Origin of the sequence: Phytobacter palmae (assembly GCF_039409775.1) — a bacterium.
Lineage (GTDB): Bacteria > Pseudomonadota > Gammaproteobacteria > Enterobacterales > Enterobacteriaceae > Phytobacter > Phytobacter palmae.
This window is the reverse complement of record NZ_JBCIVJ010000019.1, coordinates 1-17481: the sequence shown is the minus strand read 5'-3', so window position 1 is coordinate 17481 and position 17481 is coordinate 1. Positions and strand designations below refer to the sequence as shown.

General features: G+C 52.0%; 19 protein-coding genes and 1 tRNA gene. 6 read left to right on the top strand and 14 right to left on the bottom strand.

Translation table 11 applies throughout. The annotated features are described in order from the left end of the window. Positions 1-13 precede the first annotated feature (13 nt). A complete protein-coding gene (gene rep, locus AAIG39_RS19960; protein WP_249572470.1) occupies positions 14-2035 on the bottom strand; it encodes a DNA helicase Rep in 2022 nt (673 codons plus the stop codon). A 111-nt stretch (positions 2036-2146) separates the two neighbouring features. Between rep and ppiC (AAIG39_RS19955) the strand changes: the two genes are divergently transcribed. Together ppiC (AAIG39_RS19955) and ppiC (AAIG39_RS19950) are read left to right on the top strand one after the other, a co-directional pair. Next, the gene (gene ppiC, locus AAIG39_RS19955) at positions 2147-2428 is read left to right on the top strand and encodes a peptidylprolyl isomerase PpiC (RefSeq protein ID WP_090088416.1); all 282 of its coding nucleotides are present in this window, start codon (positions 2147-2149) and stop codon (positions 2426-2428) included. Between the two features lie 50 nt (positions 2429-2478). Next, positions 2479-2760: a peptidylprolyl isomerase PpiC gene (ppiC, locus tag AAIG39_RS19950; protein WP_039077006.1), complete on the top strand. Its 282-nt coding sequence runs from the start codon at positions 2479-2481 to the stop codon at positions 2758-2760. A 42-nt stretch (positions 2761-2802) separates the two neighbouring features. On the opposite strand, the gene AAIG39_RS19945 is transcribed toward ppiC (AAIG39_RS19950), so the two are convergent. From AAIG39_RS19945 to ilvC, 3 genes are all read right to left on the bottom strand, one after another. Beyond that, on the bottom strand, positions 2803-3180 hold the full coding sequence (locus AAIG39_RS19945) for a DUF1360 domain-containing protein (RefSeq protein WP_343194567.1): 378 nt from the start codon (positions 3178-3180) through the stop codon (positions 2803-2805). Continuing rightward, entirely contained in the window at positions 3158-3616 is a 459-nt protein-coding gene (locus tag AAIG39_RS19940; protein ID WP_090088412.1) for an Rrf2 family transcriptional regulator, read from the bottom strand. The genes AAIG39_RS19945 and AAIG39_RS19940 overlap by 23 nt, the downstream gene beginning before the upstream one ends. Before the next feature lie 191 nt (positions 3617-3807). After that, positions 3808-5283 carry a ketol-acid reductoisomerase gene (gene ilvC, locus AAIG39_RS19935; protein WP_090088410.1) on the bottom strand — a complete coding sequence of 492 codons (1476 nt, stop codon included), beginning with the start codon at positions 5281-5283 and terminating at the stop codon, positions 3808-3810. Between the two features lie 153 nt (positions 5284-5436). Between ilvC and ilvY the strand changes: the two genes are divergently transcribed. After that, on the top strand, positions 5437-6327 hold the full coding sequence (ilvY, locus tag AAIG39_RS19930; protein WP_071195544.1) for an HTH-type transcriptional activator IlvY: 891 nt from the start codon (positions 5437-5439) through the stop codon (positions 6325-6327). Positions 6328-6337: 10 nt separating this feature from the next. Beyond that, positions 6338-6727 (top strand): hypothetical protein, encoded by a 390-nt coding sequence (locus AAIG39_RS19925; protein WP_343194585.1) that lies wholly within the window; start codon positions 6338-6340, stop codon positions 6725-6727. 41 nt (positions 6728-6768) lie between these two features. Here AAIG39_RS19925 and AAIG39_RS19920 read toward each other — a convergent pair whose 3' ends face one another. From AAIG39_RS19920 to ilvL, 8 genes are all read right to left on the bottom strand, one after another. After that, on the bottom strand, positions 6769-7473 hold the full coding sequence (locus tag AAIG39_RS19920) for a DUF2461 domain-containing protein (RefSeq protein WP_343194566.1): 705 nt from the start codon (positions 7471-7473) through the stop codon (positions 6769-6771). 103 nt (positions 7474-7576) lie between these two features. Continuing rightward, positions 7577-9121, bottom strand: a complete 1545-nt coding sequence (gene ilvA / locus AAIG39_RS19915) for a threonine ammonia-lyase, biosynthetic (protein ID WP_090088400.1) — start codon at positions 9119-9121, stop codon at positions 7577-7579. 2 nt (positions 9122-9123) lie between these two features. Beyond that, on the bottom strand, positions 9124-10974 hold the full coding sequence (gene ilvD, locus AAIG39_RS19910) for a dihydroxy-acid dehydratase (protein WP_090088398.1): 1851 nt from the start codon (positions 10972-10974) through the stop codon (positions 9124-9126). A gap of 60 nt (positions 10975-11034) precedes the next feature. Further along, a complete protein-coding gene (locus AAIG39_RS19905; protein ID WP_090088395.1) occupies positions 11035-11964 on the bottom strand; it encodes a branched-chain amino acid transaminase in 930 nt (309 codons plus the stop codon). 16 nt (positions 11965-11980) lie between these two features. Continuing rightward, complete coding sequence (gene ilvM, locus AAIG39_RS19900; RefSeq protein ID WP_039076997.1) at positions 11981-12244, bottom strand: acetolactate synthase 2 small subunit; 264 nt, start codon at positions 12242-12244, stop codon at positions 11981-11983. Further along, complete coding sequence (ilvG, locus tag AAIG39_RS19895) at positions 12241-13887, bottom strand: acetolactate synthase 2 catalytic subunit (protein WP_090088393.1); 1647 nt, start codon at positions 13885-13887, stop codon at positions 12241-12243. The genes ilvM and ilvG overlap by 4 nt, the downstream gene beginning before the upstream one ends. A 2-nt stretch (positions 13888-13889) precedes the next feature. Beyond that, positions 13890-13940, bottom strand: a complete 51-nt coding sequence (ilvX, locus tag AAIG39_RS19890; protein ID WP_139223077.1) for a peptide IlvX — start codon at positions 13938-13940, stop codon at positions 13890-13892. 86 nt (positions 13941-14026) lie between these two features. Continuing rightward, positions 14027-14125: an ilv operon leader peptide gene (gene ilvL / locus AAIG39_RS19885; RefSeq protein ID WP_032229281.1), complete on the bottom strand. Its 99-nt coding sequence runs from the start codon at positions 14123-14125 to the stop codon at positions 14027-14029. A 341-nt stretch (positions 14126-14466) separates the two neighbouring features. On the opposite strand from ilvL, the gene AAIG39_RS19880 reads away from it, so the two are divergent. Continuing rightward, on the top strand, positions 14467-15993 hold the full coding sequence (locus tag AAIG39_RS19880; RefSeq protein WP_343194565.1) for a YifB family Mg chelatase-like AAA ATPase: 1527 nt from the start codon (positions 14467-14469) through the stop codon (positions 15991-15993). A 23-nt stretch (positions 15994-16016) separates the two neighbouring features. On the opposite strand, the gene AAIG39_RS19875 is transcribed toward AAIG39_RS19880, so the two are convergent. Beyond that, on the bottom strand, positions 16017-16355 hold the full coding sequence (locus AAIG39_RS19875) for a MaoP family protein (RefSeq protein ID WP_090088389.1): 339 nt from the start codon (positions 16353-16355) through the stop codon (positions 16017-16019). Positions 16356-16443: 88 nt separating this feature from the next. Here AAIG39_RS19875 and hdfR point away from each other — a divergent pair, with 88 nt between their 5' ends. Further along, a complete protein-coding gene (gene hdfR, locus AAIG39_RS19870) occupies positions 16444-17295 on the top strand; it encodes an HTH-type transcriptional regulator HdfR (RefSeq protein WP_425503338.1) in 852 nt (283 codons plus the stop codon). 97 nt (positions 17296-17392) lie between these two features. Here hdfR and AAIG39_RS19865 read toward each other — a convergent pair. Beyond that, positions 17393-17468 (bottom strand) — tRNA-Trp (locus AAIG39_RS19865). Between the last annotated feature and the right edge of the window lie 13 nt (positions 17469-17481).

Here is a 17481-nt window from a genome sequence, read left to right as displayed (position 1 = left end):
AGAGGCAGGGATTTCACTTTTCTTTCGCTTTAGCCATCATCGCCCGTATATTGGCAATACTGGCCTGTCCCTTTTGCATCCTTTCTTCCGCAGTAATGACCTTGCGCTCTTGCTCCCAAATCACATCATCTTGCGGCAATTCAAGCAAAAATCGACTCGGTTCAGGACGCACCAGTTCACCATACTGACGGCGTTCTTTGCATAAGGTGAAGATAAGTTCTTTCTGCGCGCGGGTAATGCCCACGTAGGCAAGGCGGCGCTCTTCATCAATATTATCTTCATCAATACTGCTCTGGTGCGGCAGGAAGCCTTCCTCCATCCCCACCATAAAGACGTACGGAAACTCCAGCCCTTTTGAGGCGTGTAACGTCATCAGTTGCACTTGATCCAACTCTTCATCGCTTTCTCCGCGCTCCATCATGTCACGCAGAGTAAAGCGGGTAACAACCTGGTCCAGCGTCATCGGCTCGTTGAGCTCATCCCCTTCCAGCATTTCTGTCATCCAGGAAAAGAGCGTGTTGACGTTTTTCATTCGCATTTCAGCGGCTTTTGGGCTGGGAGAGGTTTCAAACAGCCAGGATTCATAATCAATACCATGAATCAGATCGCGCACGGCAGCGATCGGCTCCCGTTCTGCCAGACGCTGGATTTCACCAAGCCAGTGGGTAAAGCGGGTCAGTGATTCATAGCCGCGCCCGGTCAGGGTCTGTGTGAGTCCCATATCAAAGCTGGCGGCAAATAAGCTTTTGTTGCGTGTGGTGGCCCACTCCCCCAGCTTTTGTAATGTCGCAGGGCCAATCTCGCGCTTCGGCGTATTCACGATACGCAGGAATGCGCTGTCATCATCCGGATTAGTGAGTATGCGTAAGTAAGCCAACAGATCCTTGATCTCGGGGCGAGAGAAAAAAGAGGTGCCGCCCGAAATACGATACGGAATGCGGTTTTGCATCAGGAATTTTTCGAACACACGCGACTGGTGGTTGCCACGATAGAGGATGGCGTAGTCCTTATATTCGGTCTTATTGATAAAGTGATGAGCAATCAATTCACCGGTCACACGCTCCGCTTCATGTTCCTCATTATTCGCCGTCAGAACCTTAAGCTCAGTACCGTAGCCCAGCTCAGAGAAAAGGCGTTTTTCAAACACATGGGGATTATTCGCAATCAGGATGTTCGCGGCTTTCAGAATGCGTCCCGAGGAGCGATAGTTTTGCTCGAGCTTTATCACCCGCAATGCCGGAAAATCTTCGTTCAGCAGCACAAGGTTTTGGGGACGCGCGCCGCGCCAGGAATAGATGGACTGGTCATCATCACCAACAACGGTAAAACGCGCTCGCTGCCCTACCAGCAGCCTGACCAGCTCATATTGGCTGGTGTTGGTATCCTGATACTCATCCACCAGCAGATAACGGATTTTGTTCTGCCAGCGCTCGCGTACCTCTTCATTACGCTGCAGCAGCAGTGTCGGTAACAGAATCAGGTCATCGAAGTCGAGAACGTTGCACGCTTTCAGATGTGCATCGTAAAGCCCATAGCAGTGGGCAAAAATACGATCCCGTTCCCCCATCGCTTTTGCCGCCGCCTGGGAGGGGGTCAGGAGATCGTTTTTCCAGTTGGAGATCGTCGAGATCAGCTGTTGCAGTACCACTTTGTCATCATCGATCAACCCTTCGGTCAGCTCTTTGAGCAACGCCACTTGATCGGTATCGTCAAAGAGAGAGAAATTGGATTTCATCCCCAGTGCGGCAAACTCCCGCTTAATAATATCAAGGCCCAATGTGTGAAACGTTGAAATCATCAGACCGCGCGCTTCTTTACGCCCAAGTGTCTGCGCCACACGTTCTTTCATTTCGCGCGCGGCTTTGTTAGTGAAGGTGACCGCCGCGATATGCCGCGCCTGATAGCCGCACTCTCGAATTAAGTGGGCAATTTTATTAGTAATCACACGGGTTTTACCCGAGCCAGCACCTGCCAGCACCAGGCAGGGTCCGGTAACAAATTCGACAGCTTGTTGTTGGCCAGGATTTAAACGCATGGAGGTATTGCTCAATCTTCGAACGGGGGAAGGATTGTAGCAGAAAGCCTGCCAGAGATTTACCCGCCAATGGTAAAGTGTGGAGACGACTCTTAACTACGGAACGCGAACATGGCGAAGACAGCGGCAGCGCTGCATATTCTGGTGAAAACTGAAAAACTGGCGCAGGAAATCATGGCTAAGCTTGAGAAAGGATCGAGTTTCGACCATCTGGCAAAGCGCTATTCCACCTGCCCTTCGGCGCGTAACGGCGGCGATCTGGGTGAATTCAAAGAAGGCGTGATGGTGGGGCCTTTCAATAAAGCTGTGTTCAGTTGTCCCTTATTACAGCCTTTCGGTCCGGTTAAAACCCGGTTCGGTTATCACATTATCAAAGTGCTGTATCGCCGCTAACGCGTGCTACTATTGCGCCCGTATTTATACAACCTCATCAAGGCGTAATCATGGCAAAAACAGCGGCAGCAATGCATATTCTGGTGAAAGAAGAGAAACTGGCACTCGATCTTCTGGAACAGCTTAAAAATGGCGGAGATTTCGAGAAACTGGCAAAAAAACACTCAACTTGCCCTTCCGGTAAGAAAGGTGGCCATTTAGGCGAGTTTAAACAGGGCCAGATGGTGCCGGCGTTTGATAAAGTGGTCTTCTCCTGCCCTGAGCTGGAGCCAACCGGCCCGCTGCATACCCAGTTCGGTTACCACATCATCAAAGTGCTGTACCGGAAATAATTTGGCTACAGAGCCTCTCTGTTCATGAGAGGCTATCTTGTTTCATTTATGGGATTGCAGCGTTTTTTGCGCTTCGAATTTCATCACGTGTGTACTGACTGCCGCCTGAAAAACGTTAAACATCAGGCCACAAATCAAGGTTGTAAGGGTAATGGTAATAAATGCCGTCATCACCCAGTCAATCAACGCAAAACCGCTTTGCAGTAACGCCGGGCGATAAACCAGCATCCCGCCAAATACCACCCAATGACTCAGGCAATAAAAGCACTGGAAAAGGTGCCCCATCATTGCGTTCTTTTTGATTGTCCATTCACGAAATGCGGCAAACAGTTCAGTTTGCGTTATCGTCACTGAGATGCTGCTGGCTGCCAGTGCGATCATCAGGCAGGTCGTCAGTTCAGTCATTAATGTGGAAATCATGGTTATGCCCTTTTTCACTAAAGTAACTGGTAAATTCTGTCCCCACATCCTGCAACGTCAGCTTTTTAAAGCGCTCCAGGATCAGCGACTGCGCATCAGCCAGCGTGGATGACATCACCCGGTTAACGCCTTGCTCAACCAGGCACTGAGGATTCTCGCTACGATTTCCCAGGGCAAACAACGCCGGGGAACCTAAAGCGATATAGATATCGTGGAGAGTGACCTCGCTGGAGGGGCGACAAAGCCGCCAGCCGCCGTGATGCCCTTTTGTCGCATACACAATCTGCCTTTCCCGCAGTCCGGCAAGAAGTTTACGGATAAATGCCGGGTTACCGTCGATATAAGCAGCCATCTGTTCCGAAGTCATCGGTTTATCCGCCTGCTCCATGTGCAGCAGAATGTGTAATGTTGCGGAGAATGAGTTATTTATTTTCATGTAACTTACGATATTACATAAAAAATTAAATAACAATAACGCTAATGAGAAACGTGCGAAGGAAATAACTATCCTTTTGATAAAACTCTATTTTTATGTGTAGTAAATGAAAAAACCTGACGGCGTTTCCGCACATCAGGTTTATAAACAGGAAAGTTGCAGGTCAGATCAGCAAAACAGTCGTCGTGCGATCAGCCAGCGACCGCGATACGTTTCATATCGGTCATGTAGCCACGCAGCTTCTTACCAACCGCTTCAATTGGATGAGCCTGAATGGCTTCGTTTACATCACGCAGTTGCGCATTATCAACGGAACCTTCGGCAATAGCCTGGCCCAGGTCACCTTTCTGCAGGGTGGTCATGAACTCTTTCAGCAGTGGAACGCACGCATAAGAGAACAGATAGTTACCGTACTCAGCGGTATCAGAGATAACCACGTTCATTTCGTACAGACGCTTACGGGCGATGGTGTTCGCAATCAGCGGCAGTTCGTGCAGTGATTCGTAGTAAGCAGACTCTTCGATGATGCCGGAATCCACCATGGTTTCGAACGCCAGCTCAACGCCCGCCTTGACCATAGCAATCATCAGAACGCCTTTATCGAAGTATTCCTGCTCGCCGATTTTACCTTCGTACTGTGGCGCGGTTTCGAACGCGGTTTTACCGGTCTCTTCACGCCAGGTCAGCAGTTTCTTATCGTCGTTCGCCCAGTCTGCCATCATGCCGGAAGAGAATTCGCCGGAGATGATGTCATCCATGTGTTTCTGGAACAGCGGCGCCATGATTTCTTTCAGCTGTTCGGACAACGCGTAAGCGCGCAGTTTCGCCGGGTTGGACAGACGGTCCATCATCAGCGTGATACCGCCCTGCTTCAGCGCTTCGGTAATGGTTTCCCAGCCGAACTGAATCAGTTTTTCTGCGTATGCCGGATCGGTACCTTCTTCCACCAGCTTATCGAAGCACAGCAGAGATCCCGCCTGCAGCATGCCGCACAGAATGGTCTGCTCACCCATCAGGTCAGATTTCACTTCGGCAACGAAGGACGATTCCAGCACGCCCGCACGGTGACCACCCGTTGCCGCTGCCCATGCTTTGGCGATTGCCATGCCTTCGCCTTTCGGATCGTTCTCCGGGTGAACAGCGATCAGGGTCGGCACGCCGAAACCACGCTTATACTCTTCGCGTACTTCGGTACCCGGGCATTTCGGCGCCACCATCACCACGGTGATGTCTTTACGGATCTGCTCGCCCACTTCCACGATGTTGAAGCCGTGGGAGTAACCCAGCGCCGCGCCATCTTTCATCAGCGGCTGTACGGAACGCACAACGTCAGAGTGCTGTTTGTCCGGCGTCAGGTTAACCACCAGATCCGCCTGCGGGATCAGCTCTTCGTAAGTCCCAACTTTGAAACCGTTCTCGGTCGCCTTGCGCCAGGAAGCACGTTTTTCCGCAATCGCTTCTGCGCGCAGAGCGTAGGAGATATCCAGACCGGAGTCACGCATGTTCAGGCCCTGGTTCAGACCCTGCGCGCCACAGCCGACGATGACCACTTTTTTACCCTGCAGGTAGCTTGCGCCATCGGCGAATTCGTCGCGCGCCATAAAGCGACATTTACCCAGTTGCGCCAGTTGCTGACGCAGATTCAGTGTATTGAAGTAGTTAGCCATGGTGATTCCTCGTCGATGTGTCGTGCTTTTGTTATTCGGTTCGCTGTATTGCGAGAATGTACCCACATTACAACAGGAAATGCGTTGCTTAAATTGATATATTAACAATGTGACATTGCAATTTATGCAACGTAAAAATGTGGAGTCTGTCTCATGGATTTACGCGACCTGAAAACCTTCCTGCACCTGGCGGAGAGCCGCCATTTCGGCCGCAGTGCGCGCGCCATGCACGTTAGTCCATCCACACTTTCAAGACAGATTCAGCGCCTGGAAGAAGATCTTGGTCAGGCGCTTTTTGTCCGCGATAACCGCACTGTTACGCTCACCGAAGCGGGTGAAGAGTTGCGGGCATTTGCTCATCAAACTTTATTGCAGTATCAGCAACTGCGCCATGCCATCGATCAGAAAGGCCCGTCGTTGTCAGGTGAGTTGCATATCTTCTGTTCGGTCACGGCAGCCTACAGCCATCTGCCACCCATTCTCGATCGCTTCCGCGCCGCGCATCCTTCGGTAGAAATCAAGCTCACCACCGGTGACGCTGCTGATGCGATGGAAAAAGTGGTTACCGGAGAAGCCGATCTGGCGATTGCCGGAAAACCTGAAACATTGCCGGGCGCAGTCGCGTTTTCTATGCTGGAGAATCTGGCGGTGGTATTGATTGCTCCGGCGTTGCCTTGCCCTGTTCGCAGCCAGGTCTCGGTGGATAATCCCGACTGGGCCACGGTGCCATTTATCATGGCCGATCAGGGCCCCGTACGCCGCCGCATTGAACTCTGGTTTCGTCGCCATAAAATCAGTAATCCGTCGATTTACGCGACAGTCGGAGGTCATGAGGCAATGGTCTCCATGGTGGCGCTTGGCTGTGGCGTGGCGCTAATCCCTGAAGTGGTGCTAGAAAATAGCCCTGAACCCGTACGCAACCGTGTCATGATTCTGGAGCGCAGCGACGAAAAAACCCCCTTCGAACTGGGCGTTTGTGCGCCCAAAAAGCGGCTGCATGAACCATTGATTAATGCATTCTGGGAAATTGTTCAGGCTAAATAAGGAGAAAATGATGCGTTTACAGGCCCTGTTATTAACCATAGCCGTTGCGGCGTGTTGTACTGCTCAGGCTAAACCAAAGGACGTTACCGTACAGGATGTAAAACATCTGGCGCTGAAACAATGCCTGGTAGCGAATTACCAGGCCCGAACGCCAGAAGGCATAAAAGCAGCCCCCTCTCAGGATGCATCATTCCTTGTGGAGAGTTACGCATTAGACAATGCCGGCGTCTGGAAGGAATTTCAGAAATTCGTCGCCAAAGAGACGAAAAATTTCGACAAGCTAACCATGTCATTACATCCCGAGCATGCCCAAACCGCTAATAACGTGCTGGCGCAATGCATCAGCTTTTATGAATCAGATAAGCTGGATAAGTATGTACGAGAGACGGTGATGAAGTGACACAAGGCATGCCCCTTCTCACTTATTCTTGCAGTGTGGATTTATAAATCATCGGGATCGATTTGTTTCATCGTTTCCACTGTCATCAGCCACTGATACAACGGCTCCAGTTGACGAAATCCCTCTGCCAGCAAATTAACTAACCCGGCGTGGAACAGCTTTTCCACGTCGTTATCGGTCACCATCACCGCGAACGTTTTACACTGGTACCACCGGGCAATCGCCGCATCGAGATCTTTCACTAATGGCCGCTTATAACGCTGAGCCTCCAGGGTAAACGGCGGCTGGCAGCATTCCTCGGCTATCTCCAGAAACTGTGTCGGGCGTTGCTTCAACGTATGACGAAAAAGGTCCATCGTCGCTTTGCTGGCACTGTAATACCCCAGGCCGTAGCGCAGGGTGTCCGGGCTGATTTCGAAAAAGAAAACCGGCGCATCCGTCCAGTTTTTTGCTGAACGTTTGAAGGTCAGCCACATTCGGCTGCGATAAAGGGATTTGTCGTGAGAAAAGCGGGTATCGCGATGAATGCGCGATAAAGTCTTACCTATCGCGGAGCGTGTTTCAAGCAGCGAATCAATTTCCAGCATTGTGGGAGCTAAGTCATCCACCAGCGAACGAAAAGGGGTCAGGACACTACGGTCATAGATAAAACGATGCTCTTCAAACCAGGTCTTATCGTTTTCGATGCGGACTTGCTGGAGAAAGTCGAGCCCTTCCTGAGCAAACCCCTGAAAGCGTCCTGCCATGTGGTTCACCTGCTTTAGAGGAAATCTGTTACCACATTATGCCGCCGTGCCCGCCAGACAAACAAGGCACGAAATATCGTGCCTTGTTTTTTTCAGCCTGACGCTAGCCTGCAAGGAAAAAGCGAAATGCCGGATTGTTGGTCTCATCATGGCAGTCGTAGCCGAGCTCATTGAGACGGGTTTCAAAATCTGGCTCGTGGTCGCCCAGTTCGAATGCCGCCAGCACGCGACCATAGTCGGTACCATGGCTGCGGTAGTGGAACAGCGAAATATTCCAGTGAGTACCAAGCGTATGCAGGAATTTCAGCAGCGCGCCGGGCGATTCCGGGAACTCGAAGCTGAAAAGTCGCTCGGTAAGCGGTTTCGAAGGACGGCCACCAACCATATAGCGCACATGCAGCTTCGCCATTTCGTCATCGGACAGATCCACCACGCTATAACCGCCTTCATTCAACAGTTGCAGGATCTCTTTACGCTCTTCCAGCCCACGGCTTAACCGCACCCCCACAAAAATGCAGGCATCTTTCGCATCGGCAAAGCGATAGTTGAATTCGGTGACGGAGCGTCCACCCAATAGCTGACAGAATTTCAGGAAGCTACCCTTCTCTTCCGGAATGGTGACGGCCAGCAGCGCTTCGCGTTGTTCACCCAGCTCACAGCGTTCGGAAACATAACGCAGACCGTGGAAATTCACGTTAGCGCCAGACAGTACATGCGCCAGACGTTCGCCGCGGATCTTATGCTGAGCGACGTACTTCTTCATCCCCGCCAGCGCCAGTGCGCCGGACGGTTCAGCCACTGCGCGAACGTCTTCAAACAGGTCTTTCATGGCCGCGCAGATGGCGTCACTGTCGACCGTCACAATGTCATCAAGATATTCCTGACACAAACGGAAAGTCTCATCGCCAATACGTTTGACGGCAACCCCTTCGGCAAACAACCCCACACGTGGCAGGTCTACCGGATGACCAGCTTCCAGCGCCGCTTTCAGGCAGGCAGAATCTTCGGCCTCAACAGCGATGACTTTGATTTGCGGCATCAATTGCTTAATCAGCACCGCTACACCCGCAGCCAGGCCACCGCCGCCCACGGGTACAAAAACGCGGTCAATATGGGCATCCTGCTGCAACAGCTCCAGTGCCAGCGTGCCCTGACCGGCAATCACCATCGGGTGATCAAACGGTGGCACCCAGGTGAAACCCTGTTGCTGAGAGAGTTCAAGCGCCCTGGCTTTTGCTTCATCGAAGTTTGCTCCATGCAACAGCACTTCACCACCAAAGCCGCGTACTGCATCCACTTTGATATCCGCGGTTGCAGTTGGCATAACGATCAACGCTTTGACACCAAGACGGGCAGAAGAGTAAGCCACCCCCTGCGCATGGTTGCCTGCCGATGCGGTAATCACACCACGCGCTTTCTGCTCGGCGGTTAAGCCCGCCATCATGGCGTAAGCGCCACGAAGCTTAAAGCTGTGCACCGGCTGACGGTCTTCACGCTTCACCAGTACAATGTTGTCGAGGCGCGAAGAGAGTTTTTCCATTTTCTGCAATGGGGAAACCTGCACCGCTTCATAGACCGGCGCGCGCAGCACCGCCCTGAGATACTCGGCTCCCTCAGGGGAGCCGGATAGGGGTTGTGAGTCTGCCATGATTAGCCACCCAGTTTAGATTTATCGCGCACAGCGCCTTTGTCTGCACTGGTGGCGAGGCTGGCGTATGCACGCAACGCGAAGGAAACCTGACGTTCGCGAGATTTCGGCGTCCAGGCCTGGGCGCCACGGGCTTCCTGCGCTTCACGGCGTGCCGCAATTTCGGCATCGCTCAGTTGCAGTTGAATACCGCGATTTGGGATATCGATAGCAATCATGTCGCCATCTTCAATGATGGCAATGTTACCGCCGCTCGCCGCTTCCGGAGACACGTGACCAATGGAGAGACCAGAGGTACCGCCCGAGAAGCGACCGTCAGTAACCAGCGCACAGGCTTTACCAAGGCCCATGGATTTCAGGAAAGTCGTCGGATACAGCATCTCCTGCATACCCGGCCCACCTTTTGGCCCCTCGTAGCGGATAACCACAACATCGCCCGCCACAACCTTGCCCCCGAGGATCGCTTCTACCGCCTCATCCTGGCTTTCATAGACTTTTGCCGGACCGGTGAATTTCAGGATGCTGTCATCCACGCCTGCGGTTTTTACGATGCAGCCGTTTTCAGCGAAGTTGCCGTACAGAACGGCCAGGCCGCCATCTTTGCTATAGGCATGTTCCAGAGAGCGGATACAGCCCTCAGCGCGATCATCATCCAGCGAATCCCAGCGGCAATCCTGCGAGAAGGCCTGAGTTGTACGGATACCCGCAGGACCAGCGCGGAACATTTTTTTCACCGCCTCGTCCTGGGTTACCGTGATGTCGTACTGCTCCAGCGTCTGCGGCAGGGTCAAACCAAGTACGTTTTTCACGTCGCGGTTCAACAACCCTGCGCGATCCAGCTCACCGAGGATACCCAGTACGCCACCAGCACGATGCACATCTTCCATATGGTATTTCTGCGTACTCGGCGCAACCTTACACAGCTGTGGCACTTTACGGGACAGCTTGTCGATATCACTCATGGTGAAATCGATTTCTGCCTCTTGCGCAGCCGCCAGCAGATGCAGCACGGTATTGGTGGAGCCACCCATGGCGATATCAAGGGTCATGGCATTTTCAAACGCCGCTTTACTGGCGATGCTGCGCGGCAACGCGGAGGCATCATCCTGCTCGTAGTAGCGTTTGGTCAGCTCAACGATACGCTGGCCCGCGGTGAGGAACAGCTCTTTACGATCGGCATGGGTCGCCAGCAGCGAGCCATTGCCTGGCTGAGACAGGCCCAGCGCTTCGGTCAGGCAGTTCATTGAGTTAGCAGTGAACATACCGGAGCAGGAGCCACAGGTCGGACAGGCAGAGCGTTCAACTTGTTCGCTCTGTGAATCGGACACTTTCGGGTCCGCGCCCTGAATCATCGCATCGACCAGGTCAAGCTTAATGATTTTATCGGAAAGCTTGGTTTTGCCAGCTTCCATCGGGCCACCGGAAACGAAGATCACCGGAATATTGAGGCGCAGCGACGCCATCAGCATCCCTGGGGTGATTTTGTCACAGTTGGAGATGCAAACCATGGCATCGGCGCAGTGGGCGTTCACCATATACTCAACGGAGTCAGCGATCAGTTCGCGCGAAGGCAGTGAATAAAGCATGCCGCCGTGCCCCATGGCGATCCCGTCATCCACGGCAATGGTATTAAACTCTTTCGCCACACCGCCGGAGGCTTCAATTTGCTCAGCAACCAGCTTACCGAGATCGCGCAGGTGCACGTGCCCCGGCACGAACTGGGTAAACGAGTTCACAACAGCAATGATCGGCTTACCGAAATCGGCGTCTGTCATCCCGGTTGCGCGCCACAGCGCGCGGGCACCCGCCATATTACGCCCGTGGGTGGTGGTGGCGGAACGGTACTTAGGCATGCTTTAGTTACTCCCAGTTTCTGTTAAATGGGGCGTTGCGTGCCGCCCCATCTTTTATACTTAGTTATTAACCTGATCCAACCAGCCCCATTTATCTTCGGTTTCACCGGTAAACAGGCCAAAGAATGCTTGCTGAATACGTTTGGTGACCGGACCACAGCGGCCTTCGCCCACCTGAATACCATCTACGCTGCGAACCGGCGTGATTTCGGCTGCGGTACCGGACATGAACACTTCATCGGCCAGGTACAGCGATTCGCGGGACAGGGTCTGCTCGCGAACTTCAATACCAAGGTCTTTCGCCAGCTTGATGATAGCGTCACGGGTGATGCCAGGCAGAGCGGAAGAGGTAAATGGCGGAGTGAACAGGATGCCATCTTTCACTTCAAACAGGTTTTCACCCGCACCCTCTGAAATATAACCATTCACATCCAGCGCAATGCCTTCCTGATAACCGTGACGACGTGCTTCACTGCCAACCAGCAGAGAAGAAAGGTAGTTACCGCCTGCTTTTGCCGCAGTAGGAATAGTGTTAGGCGCAACGCGGTTCCAGGATGAAACCATCGCGTCGATCCCCTGATCCAACGCTTCTGCGCCGAGGTATGCACCCCACGGAAAAGCTGCAATGATCACATCAGTGGTGTAACCATCAGGCGGATTAACACCCATACCTACATCACCGACAAACACCAACGGACGAATATAGGCGCTGGTCAGGTTGTTTTTGCGAATCACCTGACGGCAGGCTTCCATCAGTTCATCAACGCTTTGAGAAACCGGGAAGCGATAAATTTTGGCTGAATCACGCAGACGCTGCATGTGCTCACGATGACGGAACACCACCGGTCCTTTGTGCGAATCATAGCAACGGATACCTTCGAATACGGAAGTACCGTAATGCAGGGCGTGGGACATCACATGAACTTTCGCTTCTCCCCACGGAACCATCTCGCCATTGAACCAAATGTAATCAGCTTTTTTCGTCGTCATTTTTATTCCTTTGCGCTCAGGCGCGGATCTGTTGTGATGATGTTGTACATTGCTGGATATCAACCCGGGCGACATCGACCAGTTTGCTTAGCTGGCTAAACAGTAATTCGACGGGGCGCGGGCTGGCAACGGTCAATTCAATATTTATATTCTGCGCGTCGGTAGCCGCTTCCATGTTCATTGAGCAAACCTGAAAGCCACGGTGGCGCACCACACGCAATACACGTTCTAACGTTTCCGGGTTGAAGCGGGCCTGCACGGCGACCTGATGTTGCATCATGATAATTTCTCCAGCATTTCTGCATTACTGGCACCTGGCGGTACCAACGGCCAGACATTCTCAAGCTCGTCAATTGAGACATGAAGCAGGTAAGGCCCCTCGCAGGACAGCATGGTGTCGAGAGCCGCTTCAACCTGGTCTTTACGGGTGATGTGCTGGCCGGGAATGCCGAAGGCGCTGGCCAGAACGAGGAAATCGGGGTTATCGGTAAGCGTTGTTTCGCTATAACGTTCGTTGAAGAATAACTGCTGCCACTGGCGAACCATCCCTAAACGCTGATTATCCAGTAATACGATTTTCAGCGGTAACTGCTTGCGTTTTACGGTGCCAAGTTCCTGAACATTCATCATGAAGGAACCGTCACCGGAGATACAGATTACCGTATCATCAGGACGGGCCACCTGTGCTCCTACAGCGGCTGGCAGACCAAAACCCATTGTGCCTAAGCCACTGGAAGTAATGAAATTCTCCGGGCGAGTATAGGTCATATGCTGAGCGGACCACATTTGGTGCTGACCCACATCGGTGGTTACTACGCTGTCGGCGGGTTTACGATCTGACAGCTGTTTTAACAACAGCGGTGCGTAAATCGCATCACCGGGATGATCATAACGCCAGGCAAACTCTCTACGCATCTCGGCATTAAACTGGCGCCATTCGTTAATCTCCAGATCCTGTTGCAATGCTGGCAGTAACGCATTCAAATCGCCTTGCAAGCTGATATGTGCCTGACGCAATTTGTTAATTTCTGCCGGATCGATATCCATATGGATAACTTTTGCATCAGGAGCAAAGGTGTTCAGTTTGCCGGTTACACGATCATCAAAGCGTGCGCCCACGGCGATCAACAGATCGCACTCCTGCACCGCCAGGTTCGCGGCTTTGGTGCCATGCATCCCCAGCATGCCGAGATACCATGGATAGCTATCTTCAACCGCACCCAGACCTTTAAGCGTGCAAGTTACTGGCATCTGTGTAGTAGAAAGGAATTCACGCAGTGCCGGAACCGCCTGCGCCATTCCTACCCCGCCGCCTGCGTACAGCATCGGTTTTTTGGACTGAGCCAGCATCTGACGTGCCTGCGCCACTTCATCATGCGGGAAGATGAACTCATCTACAACGGTGGAAAAATGCGGTTCCAGATCACCGGAGGCTAATTGGATATCTTTAGGGATATCAACGAGAACCGGGCCTGGACGGCCTGAGTTTGCCACCTGGAAAGCTTCGGCAATCACGCGCGGCAACTCCTCCAGAGACTGCACCAGAAAACTGTGTTTAGTACAGGCCAGCGACAAACCGAGAACGTCCACCTCCTGGAAGGCGTCGGTACCAATGAACGGCGCAGCAACCTGGCCGGTAATGGCGACTACAGGAACAGAATCCAGCAGCGCATCCGCCAGCCCCGTGATGAGATTAGTTGCTCCCGGACCAGACGTGGCGATACACACACCGGTTTTACCCGTCGAGCGCGCATAGCCGATAGCCGCCATAGCCGCCCCCTGCTCATGCCGGCACAACAGGTGTTCCACGCCGCCGTCATACAATGCATCGTAAACCGGCATAATTGCGCCACCAGGATACCCAAAGACCGTATCAACCTGCTGTGCCCGCAACGCATGTACTACCCACTGTGCGCCATTCATAGTTAGTTCCCCGCCGTAAATCGGGAGAAACAGAATTTTGTGCTATTACTCATCCTCTGCTCCTCGTTTATGTTTTTAGGTCATAAAAAAACCCCCGGACCTTTCGGTGCGGGGGTCTTAGTTCGTTAAGGCTTGATTTTTAAGCCTTTCCTCGTCCAAGTGCAGCCCCGCACGGTGGGATAATAATCACCACCACGCTAATCACAATCAGGCTAATCACTCGTAGAAGGGCTGTCATTTTCTGTACTTTCTGGCTTCATGTTCGAAGGAATGCCTAAAGAGTTATCACAGATATGAGACATGACACAAGATTTTTTTATGACGTGTTTTTTTGTCAGCAAAAAAATATCAATAAAACGCATTGTTTTTTATAAAGAAAAAGTTAAATGAAATAATTTCATTTTTTTCAACATCGGCATGACTTTTGGGCATGTAGCCGTAACATGCGAGAAGAATTCCAGAAAAAAATACATCGTCTGCAATGTCCTAAAAAGTGTGGAAGCCTGCGCGCAAATCCTCTTTTTTTCAGGAAGGGAAAGTCCATTTGCCCCGCATACTTACCTTCCACAAGGAGGTGTTATGACGTTGTCGGTTATTTACACGCGTGCAGCGCTGGGAGTTTGTGCGCCGTTAATCACCGTTGAGGTGCATATAAGCAACGGTCTTCCCGGCCTGACAATGGTCGGTTTACCGGAAACAACGGTGAAGGAAGCACGGGACCGCGTACGTAGCGCAATCATCAATAGCGGCTACGAATTCCCCGCGAAAAAGATCACGATCAACCTGGCACCGGCGGATCTTCCGAAGGAGGGAGGGCGATATGATTTACCTATCGCAATTGCGCTTCTCGCGGCTTCTGAGCAATTGCAGACTAACCACCTTAATCGGTTTGAGTTCGTTGGTGAATTGGCCCTTACAGGGGCGCTCCGTGGTGTTCCCGGGGCAATATCCAGTGCCATGGAGGCAATCAAAGCTGGCAGGACCATAATTGTCGCGGCTGAGAACGAAGCCGAGGTGAGCCTTACGGGAACGCAAGATTGTTATATTGCTGAGCATTTACAAGCTGTCTGCGCCTTTCTTGAAGGCAAACATGAATTATCTCCGCCATCTCCTCATTTCATCAGCAATGATCCGGATACAGCGCAACATGACCTCAGCGATATCATCGGCCAGGATCAAGGTAAACGCGCGCTGGAGATTACAGCTGCCGGCGGGCATAACTTATTACTGATCGGTCCACCGGGGACAGGTAAAACCATGCTCGCCAGCCGGCTTGGTGGATTGTTGCCGCCTCTGAGCAATCAGGAGGCACTGGAAAGCGCAGCAATACTGAGTCTGGTGAATACCTCTGGGTTGATACGTCAATGGCGACAGAGACCCTTTCGCGCACCGCATCATAGTGCCTCACTTACGGCCATGGTCGGCGGTGGCGCAATACCGGGCCCCGGAGAAATCTCGCTGGCCCATAACGGCGTGTTGTTTCTCGATGAACTCCCTGAATTTGAGCGTCGTGTGCTGGACGCATTGCGTGAACCCATCGAGTCAGGGCAGATTCATATTTCCCGTACGAGGGCGAAAGTCACTTATCCGGCCCGTTTTCAACTTATTGCCGCCATGAATCCCAGCCCAACGGGGCATTATCAAGGGAACCATAACCGCAGCACGCCGGAACAGACACTGCGCTACCTTGGACGCCTGTCTGGGCCATTTCTTGACCGCTTCGACCTGTCGCTTGAGATCCCACTCCTCCCGCCTGGTATGCTGAGTCACAACCAACATGACAGCGAAAGGAGCAGCATCGTGCGTGCACGGGTTATGGTTGCACAAGAACGACAGTACCAACGGCAAGGGAAGCTTAATGCGTTACTGGAAAACAGCGAGATGAAGGAATTTTGCGTTCTCACGCAAGCTGATGGACAGTGGCTGGAAGAAACACTTGTGCGACTTGGCCTTTCTGTACGGGCCTGGCAGCGTTTGTTAAAAGTAGGAAGAAGCATCGCCGATCTGGAAGGCGCGGAAAGTATTCAGCGCGACCACCTACAGGAAGCGCTTAGCTATCGCGCCATCGACAGGCTGCTCATCCATTTGCAGAAAATGTTGGGATAAAAAAGGGGCCGTAGCCCCTTTTTTTAGTCGTCAGAATCCGTGTAGTCCTCATTCCCTTCCATCTGCGGTTTACCGCCTGACAGGGTATGAAAACGCTTTGGACGCTTAATGCGTGACATATACTTAGACCAGACGCGTTCTGCTTCGGTATCTGGCTCGCGTTCGCCGCGACATACCGCGACGAAACGGATTTCTTCTTCAGTGGTCGGTTCACGCTTACCGAGGTCCAGCTCGTTGAAAGCATAACCGTGACGCTCAAGCAGCTGAGCTTCTTTGATGGTGAAATCACCATGACGGGAAAACCCGCGCGGATAATGTTTATTGTCAAAAAAACGATTAGTCGTCGTAAAGCTTTCCGCCATCCTGCACGCTCCTAATTCTTTGGCCGAGCTATTTATGGCGCGGAGTATTAGTTACGCTTGACAGAGTGTAAAACAAAACATTTAAATCATTACGACAAATAATTTTGCGGAGAAACCTGTGGATACGGAATTGCTAAAAACTTTCCTGGAAGTCAGCCGAACTCGCCACTTCGGGCGTGCAGCTGAAGCACTCTATTTGACCCAGTCAGCCGTGAGCTTTCGTATTCGTCAGTTAGAAAACCAGCTTGGTGTGAATCTTTTCACTCGTCATCGCAACAATATCCGCCTGACGGCGGCCGGAGAAAAACTTCTCCCCTATGCCGAAACTCTGATGAACACCTGGCAGGCGGCACGCAAAGAGGTTGCCCATACATCGAGGCACAATCAATTTTCTATCGGTGCAAGTGCCTCGCTATGGGAATGCATGCTTAGCGACTGGCTTGGAAGGCTTTATCAACTCGAAGAAAGTTTGCAATTTGAAGCGCGAATTGCACAGCGACAATCACTGGTTAAACAGTTACATGAGCGCCAACTTGATCTCCTGATCACGACAGAAACGCCCAAAATGGACGAATTTAGCAGCCAGTTATTAGGACATTTTACACTTGGACTCTATTGCTCGACGCCCGAAAAAACGAAGTCACAGTTAAATTACTTGCGTCTGGAATGGGGGCCGGATTTTCAGCAACATGAATCAGAATTGATCAGCAGCGACGATGTCCCAACATTAACCACCAGTTCAGCAGAGGTCGCTCATCAGCAACTGACACTATTAAATGGGTGTGCGTGGTTACCCGTGTCATGGGCGCAGCAAAGGAGTGGCCTGCATATTGTGGTCGATAGTACGACGTTATCCCGACCACTTTATGCTATCTGGTTACAGAATAGCGATAAGCAAAACCAGATTCGCGAGTTATTGAAAATAAAGGTAATGGAATAAAAGCGGTGCATCCGCTGGCGACGCGGATGCGTTTCAATTATTTGTCAGAAAAAAAGCAAAAAAAATCCTTTGCCTGAGCAAAGGATTTTTATTTTTCTGGCAGGGGCGGAGAGACTCGAACTCCCAACACCCGGTTTTGGAGACCGGTGCTCTACCAATTGAACTACGCCCCTAAATAGGGTGGCG